5 protein-coding genes and 1 rRNA gene are annotated in these 6000 nt (G+C 73.3%); 1 reads left to right on the top strand and 5 read right to left on the bottom strand.

The features are described 5' to 3' along the window. Positions 1–62: 62 nt before the first annotated feature. Positions 63–179 (top strand): 5S ribosomal RNA (rrf, locus tag ACFYO5_RS06120). A gap of 99 nt (positions 180–278) precedes the next feature. Here rrf and ACFYO5_RS06115 read toward each other — a convergent pair. From ACFYO5_RS06115 to ACFYO5_RS06095, 5 genes are all read right to left on the bottom strand, one after another. Beyond that, entirely contained in the window at positions 279–1589 is a 1311-nt protein-coding gene (locus ACFYO5_RS06115) for a DUF58 domain-containing protein (protein WP_388704655.1), read from the bottom strand. Continuing rightward, positions 1589–2578, bottom strand: a complete 990-nt coding sequence (locus ACFYO5_RS06110) for a MoxR family ATPase (RefSeq protein ID WP_356569544.1) — start codon at positions 2576–2578, stop codon at positions 1589–1591. The genes ACFYO5_RS06115 and ACFYO5_RS06110 overlap by 1 nt, the downstream gene beginning before the upstream one ends. Further along, positions 2578–3771: a DUF4350 domain-containing protein gene (locus ACFYO5_RS06105; RefSeq protein WP_388704652.1), complete on the bottom strand. Its 1194-nt coding sequence runs from the start codon at positions 3769–3771 to the stop codon at positions 2578–2580. Before ACFYO5_RS06105 ends, ACFYO5_RS06110 begins: the two co-directional genes overlap by 1 nt. Next, positions 3768–4478, bottom strand: a complete 711-nt coding sequence (locus tag ACFYO5_RS06100) for a DUF4129 domain-containing protein (protein ID WP_388704758.1) — start codon at positions 4476–4478, stop codon at positions 3768–3770. Before ACFYO5_RS06100 ends, ACFYO5_RS06105 begins: the two co-directional genes overlap by 4 nt. A 127-nt stretch (positions 4479–4605) precedes the next feature. Next, positions 4606–5919: a hypothetical protein gene (locus ACFYO5_RS06095; RefSeq protein WP_388704649.1), complete on the bottom strand. Its 1314-nt coding sequence runs from the start codon at positions 5917–5919 to the stop codon at positions 4606–4608. Between the last annotated feature and the right edge of the window lie 81 nt (positions 5920–6000).

Raw genomic sequence — 6000 nt, 5'->3', positions numbered from 1 at the left:
ACCACGAACAGCCCCACGTTCCACAGAGCGTGGTGTGGCATCGTTCGACAGTTTCATAGTGTTTCGGTGGTTATAGCGTGAGGGAAACGCCCGGTTACATTTCGAACCCGGAAGCTAAGCCTTACAGCGCCGATGGTACTGCAGGGGGGACCCTGTGGGAGAGTAGGACGCCGCCGAACAATTTTTGGGAAAACCCCCGTGCCTTCAGGCACGGGGGTTTTCTGCGTTCACGGTCTGCTTCGAGGTATGAGGGCTCCCTTCGGGGAGCCCTTTTTGCGTTACAGGCGACCTGCCGTTTTCAGCGCGAGATAGGCATCGGCCAATGCCGGCGCGAGTTCGTCCGGGGTGGCGTCGACGACGGTGACTCCGTGGCGGCGGAGTTGTTCCGAGGTGCGGAGACGTTCCGCTTGGGCCTGTGCGGCGGCCGCTGCTTCGTACACCGCGTCGGCGGTGCCTCGTGATGTGGCCATGCGGGCGATGTGCGGGTCGGTCACCGAGGCCACCAGGACTGTGTGGCGTCGGGTGAGTTGCGGGAGGACCGGGAGGAGGCCCTCCTCGACCGGAGCGGCATCGAGAGTGGTCAACAGGACGATCAACGAACTGCGGGGGGCGGTGCGCAGAGCTGTGGCGGTGAGACCGCGCGCGTCTGTCTCGACCAGCTCCGGTTCGAGGGATGCCATGGCGTTCACCAGAGCGGGGAGGACGTCCCGGGCTGGGCGGCCCTGAACGAGGGCGCGGACGCGGCGGTCGTAGGCGAGGAGGTCGACGCGGTCGCCGGCGCGGGATGCGAGGGCGGCCAGGAGCAGGGCGGCGTCCATGGAGGCGTCCAGGCGGGGGGCGTCGCCCACCCGGCCCGCGGAGGTGCGGCCGGTGTCGAGGACCAGGAGGACGTGGCGATCGCGTTCGGGACGCCAGGTGCGGACGGCGACCGTGGTCCGGCGGGCGGTGGCGCGCCAGTCGATGGACCGGGTGTCGTCTCCGGGAACGTATTCACGGAGGCTGTCGAACTCTGTGCCTTCGCCGCGGGTCAGGACGCTGGTGCGGCCGTCGAGTTCACGCAGACGAGCGAGTTTCGCGGGCAGGTGCTTCCGGCTGGCGAACGGGGGAAGAACCCGTACCGCCCAGGGAACCTCGTGCGTGCCCTGGCGGGAGAGGAGGCGCAGGGGGCCGTAGGAGCGCAGGGTGACGCGGTCGGCGTGGCGGTCGCCTCGACGGGTGGGGCGCAGACGTGTGGTGATGCGGCGGCGTTCGCCGACGGGGACGGTGACCGTGTGGCGGGAAGCGGCGACTTCGGTGCCGGGCTGCCAGCTGCTGGGGGGCCAGGCGTCGCGGAGGTGGGCGCGCAGGGGGCGGCGGGAGGGATTGGTGATGGTGAGGGTGACGTCGGCCGTGTCGCCCAGGCGGGCGGACGTGTCGCCGGAGCGGGTGAGGCGCAGGTGGCGCACGGGGGCTGCCAGGGCGAAGTCGCAGGCGCAGGCGACGACCAGGGGGGCGTTCACCGCGAGGACGCCGGTCCAGCTGGGTTCCCAGAGGGCGACGGGGAGGGAGCCGAGGGCGGCGAGGAGGGCGGTGCGTCCGGTGAGTGCCATCAGCGGGGGACGGGGACGTGGGTGAGGATCGCGGTGATGACCGAGTCGGCGGTGACGCCTTCCATTTCGGCCTCCGGGCGGAGTTGGACGCGGTGGCGCAGGGTGGGCAGGGCGAGGGCTTTGACGTCGTCGGGGATGACGTAGTCGCGGCCGGTCAGCCAGGCCCAGGCGCGGGAGGTGGAGAGGAGAGCCGTCGAGCCGCGCGGCGACACGCCGAGGGTGAGGGAGGGGGATTCCCGGGTGGCTCGGCAGATGTCGACGACGTAGGCCGTGATCTCGGGGGAGACGGTGGTCGCGGCGACCGCGGCGCGGGCTGCTGCGAGGTCTGCGGGGCCGGCCACCGGGCGTACGCCGGCGGCGTGCAGGTCGCGTGGGTCGAAGCCCTCGGCGTGGCGGGTGAGGACGTCGATCTCGTCCTGGCGGGAGGGGAGGGGGACCGTGAGCTTGAGGAGGAAACGGTCCAGCTGTGCTTCGGGGAGGGGATAGGTGCCTTCGTACTCGACGGGGTTCTGGGTCGCGGCGACCAGGAACGGGTCGGGGAGGGGGCGGGGCGTGCCGTCGACGGTGACCTGGCGTTCCTCCATGGCTTCGAGGAGGGAGGACTGGGTCTTCGGCGGGGTGCGGTTGATCTCGTCGGCGAGCAGGAGGTTCGTGAAGACGGGGCCGGGCTGGAAGGAGAACTCGGCGCTGCGGCCGTTGTAGACGAGGGAGCCGGTGATGTCGCCCGGCATGAGGTCGGGGGTGAACTGGACGCGTTTGGTGTCGAGTTCCAGTGCGGAGGCGAGGGCGCGGACGAGCAACGTTTTGGCCACTCCGGGGACTCCTTCGAGGAGTACGTGTCCGCGGCAGAGGAGAGCGACGACGAGGCCGGTCACGGCGGGGTCCTGGCCGACCACGGCCTTGGCGATCTCGGCGCGCAGGGCTTCCAGGGAGGCGCGGGCACTGCCGGGGTCCTCGGCGGTCCCGGCGGTGTCGGTGGTCGGGTCCATCATGGACGGCGTACCTCTCTTTCGAGGGCGTCGAGTCGGTCGGCGAGGGCGATCAGGCCCGTGTCGTCGGCGGGTGGCGGACCGAAGAGGAGGAGGTGCGGGGACTGTCCGTCTGCGAGGTGTGCGGACAGGGCGGGGACGAGGGTCTCGGGCGTGTGTGCCTGGCTGACGGGGACGCCTACGAGAGGGGCGAGGCGGGTGCGGGTGGCGGAGCGAAGAACGGTGGCCGCGCGGTCGCGCGCGTTGGCCTTGCGGTAGAGGCGGGCGCGGCCTTCGGCGGTTTCGGAGGCGCGGATCGCGACGGGGAGTCTTTCGGGCACGAGGGGGCCGAGTCGGCGTGCCCGCCACAGGGCGGCGAGGGTTGCCGCGACGAAGAGTTGCAGCGTGCCCCAGAGCCATCCGGAGGGGATGAGGTCGAAGAAGCCTCTCGTCTCGTCCTGGTCCGCGGCGGAGGGGTCGGAGAGCGAGGGGAGGTACCAGACGAGATGAGGGCGGGAGCCGAGGAGTTGGAGGGCGAGGGAGGCGTTGCCCTGCTCGTCGAGGCGGTCGTTGTGGAGGATGTCGGGCGCGCCCAGGACGACCGTGTCGCCGTCGCCGGTGGGGTCCGGGAGGCGCACCAGGGTGGCCAGGCGGTTGCTGGGGTAGCACTCTTCGGCGTCGGGCCGGGTGGTGGTGTAGCGGATGCCGCCGGTGTCGGCACGGCCCGCGCGTTGTGCGGCGGGCAGCGCGCAGTCGGGGTCGAGGGTGGAGTCGCGGCTGGTGGCGAGGGCGGCGGTGATGCCGGGGGCGAGGGTTTCGACGGACCAGGTGCCGGGGGCGACGAGGACCGTGCGGCCGCCGGTGTCGGCTGTCGACGATTGCAGGTTCCGCTGCTGGCGTCCCGTCAGGAGGTCGGGTGCGGCGACCAGGAGGGTGGTGGAGCGGTTCGTCGCGGCACGGGCCTCGGCCAGCGTGGTGACGACGCGGGTGGAGACGCCGTGGTCGGCGAGGAGTTCGGCGAGGGCGCGGCTGCCGGAGGGCTCCGCGGAGCGGGGATCGAGGGCGCCGTGGCGGGCTTCGGAGCGGAGGAGGGCGAGGAGCGCGGCGCCGGTCAGGAGGAGGACGAGGGCGAGGGCGACGCCGCGCGAGCGGGTCCACACCTGGCGGGCGGTGGGCGAGGCCGAGGTGGGCGGGGGCGTGGCCTCGGTCGTCATTCGGTCCCCTGGCGGGCGTGCCGTGCGGTGTCGGGGGTGGTGCTGTGGGTGAGCCGGGGCCTGGTGGTGTCCAGGTCGCGGTCGAGGTCGGCGATGCGGTGGTACGCCTGCTCGGTCGCGGTGCGGCCGCCGTACGTGACGTCGTCGAAGTCCCGTGCGGCGGAGCGGAGTCGGCCGGTGTGGGCGGGGAGGGTGAGGCCGGCTTCGGCGGCGGCCTCGTCGGCGGTGCGGCCTGGGCGGGTGTCGAGGAGGGCGCGTTCCTCCAGTGCGCGGACGATGGCGCGCATGCGTTCCTGGACGGCCTGGTTCCAGTGGCGCTGGGCGGCGTGTGCCTCGGCGGCCGCCCGGTGGTCGGCGGCGCTGCGGGGGCGGTCGTCGAACAGGGCGGCCGCCGAGGCGGGTCCGCGGCGGGGAGTGCCGAGGCGCCACCAGAGGGCGGCCACGACGGCGGTGACGGCCAGGACGACGACCACCAGTCCCACCATGCCGCCGGGGGCGGCGGTCGAGGCGGCGCGGAACAGGCTGTCGAGCCAGTCCCAGAACGTGTTCAGGGCGCGCTCGATCAGGCTGGGGTCGTTCTCGTGGTACAGGCGCTTGGACAGCTCACGACGGGCCGCCTCGCGTGCGGGATCGCGCGGGACGGTCACCGGCGGTTCGGCGCCCGAGCGGGTCCACCACGGCGGGGAGCCGTCGGTGGCTCGCGGCAGGGCGTGCGCGGCACGGCCGGCGGCGCCCGACAGGGCCGTCGGGGCCGTACCGGCCGTGCCGGGGGGTGTCTGCGTGGGCGGGCCTGCCGGTGCCGCTGTGAGAACTTCCCCCGCGAAGCTCACCGCATCAGCTCCGGGCGGGGGTGCCGGGGGTGTTCGTTCCGTAGCCCTGGACGCCGGCGGCGCGGGCCAGGTCGAGGTCGAGGGCCTCGCGGCGGATGCGCTGGTCGACGTAGAGGAGCACGGCGACGCCCGCCGTGATCGGGAAGGTGATGAGGGAGCCGATGACCGAGCCGACTCCGCTGACGATGAGGTACGTCCAGCCGAGTTCGGTGTCGGTGTCCGTGAAGGAGCTGAGCCCGCCGGGGCTGAGAGCGGCGCCGAGGAGGGCGAAGGGCACGGCGATGATCATGGCGACGATGTTCGCGATGAGCAGGGAGAGCACCTGGATGCCGAAGACCCGCCACCAGGAGCCGCGGACGAGCTTCGCGGAGCGGGTCAGGGCCTTCCTGATGCCCTGCTTCTCCAGCATCAGCGCGGGCGAGGCGAGGGAGAAGCGGACCAGCAGCGACACCGCGGCGACGACCGACGCGATGCTGCCCAGCGCGGTGAGGGCGTCGCCCGCGGCGCCGCCCAGCAGGGCGCCCGGCAGGACGCAGACGACGGCGACAGCGGTCACCGCCAGCAGCAGCAGGAGGATCAGGCCGAACAGTCTGAGCAGTTGGGGTCGGGCGTCGCGCCAGGCCTCGCGGCTGGTGACCGGCTTGCCGAGGACGGCACGGCTGGTGACGGCCGTGAGGAGCGCGGTCGCGGTGATGGTGCCGACCAGGCTGACCAGGAAGATGACGCCGGAGTTGAGCAGGACGGCGCCCATGGCGTCGAGCTGTTCGTCGACCGTGGCACTCGCGTCGCCGAGGGCGGCGGTGCTCGTGGATTCGTCCAGGACCAGGCCCTGCAGGAGGACGACGGCCACCTCGACGACGAGGGCCACGGTCAGGGAGATGCCGAGGACCGTCCGCCAGTAGGTGCGCATGGTGGAGACGGCGCCGTCGAGGATCTCGCCCACGCCGAGCGGGCGCAGCGGGATGACACCTGGCTTGGCCGCGGGCGGAGGACCGCTCCAGCCGCCGCCCCAGCCGCCGGGGCCGGTGGGGCCGCCGTAGCCGGGGCCGGTGGGCGGGCGGGTGCCCCAGCCGGGGCCGGGGGGTGGTGGCGGAGGGGTCAGGCCCGGGTTCTGGGGGCCTGTCGGCGCGGACCACTGGCCGGGCGGCGGCTGCTGGGGGGACCACTGGGTGCCGGGGCGCGGCGGGTCCGTGGCCGGCGGGCCCGCGGGCTGCGTGCCGCCGGGTCGGCCGGCGGGCTCGGGAGGCGTGGACGTCCCGGGCTCCTGTCCGTCGGACGGGGCGGATCCGGGCGAGGCCCAGCCCGGAGTGTCGTTCATCGTCGCTCCTTCACGGTGCCCGTCCGCGGTCGCGGCGGCAGGTTGGGAGCCATCGTGCCATGGGGTGGCCGACGGCGGATC

The organism is Streptomyces sp. NPDC006259 (assembly GCF_042870975.1).
Classification (GTDB): domain Bacteria; phylum Actinomycetota; class Actinomycetes; order Streptomycetales; family Streptomycetaceae; genus Streptomyces.
The sequence above is the reverse complement of the archived record's forward strand: the minus strand, read 5'-3'. Positions and strand labels throughout refer to the sequence as shown.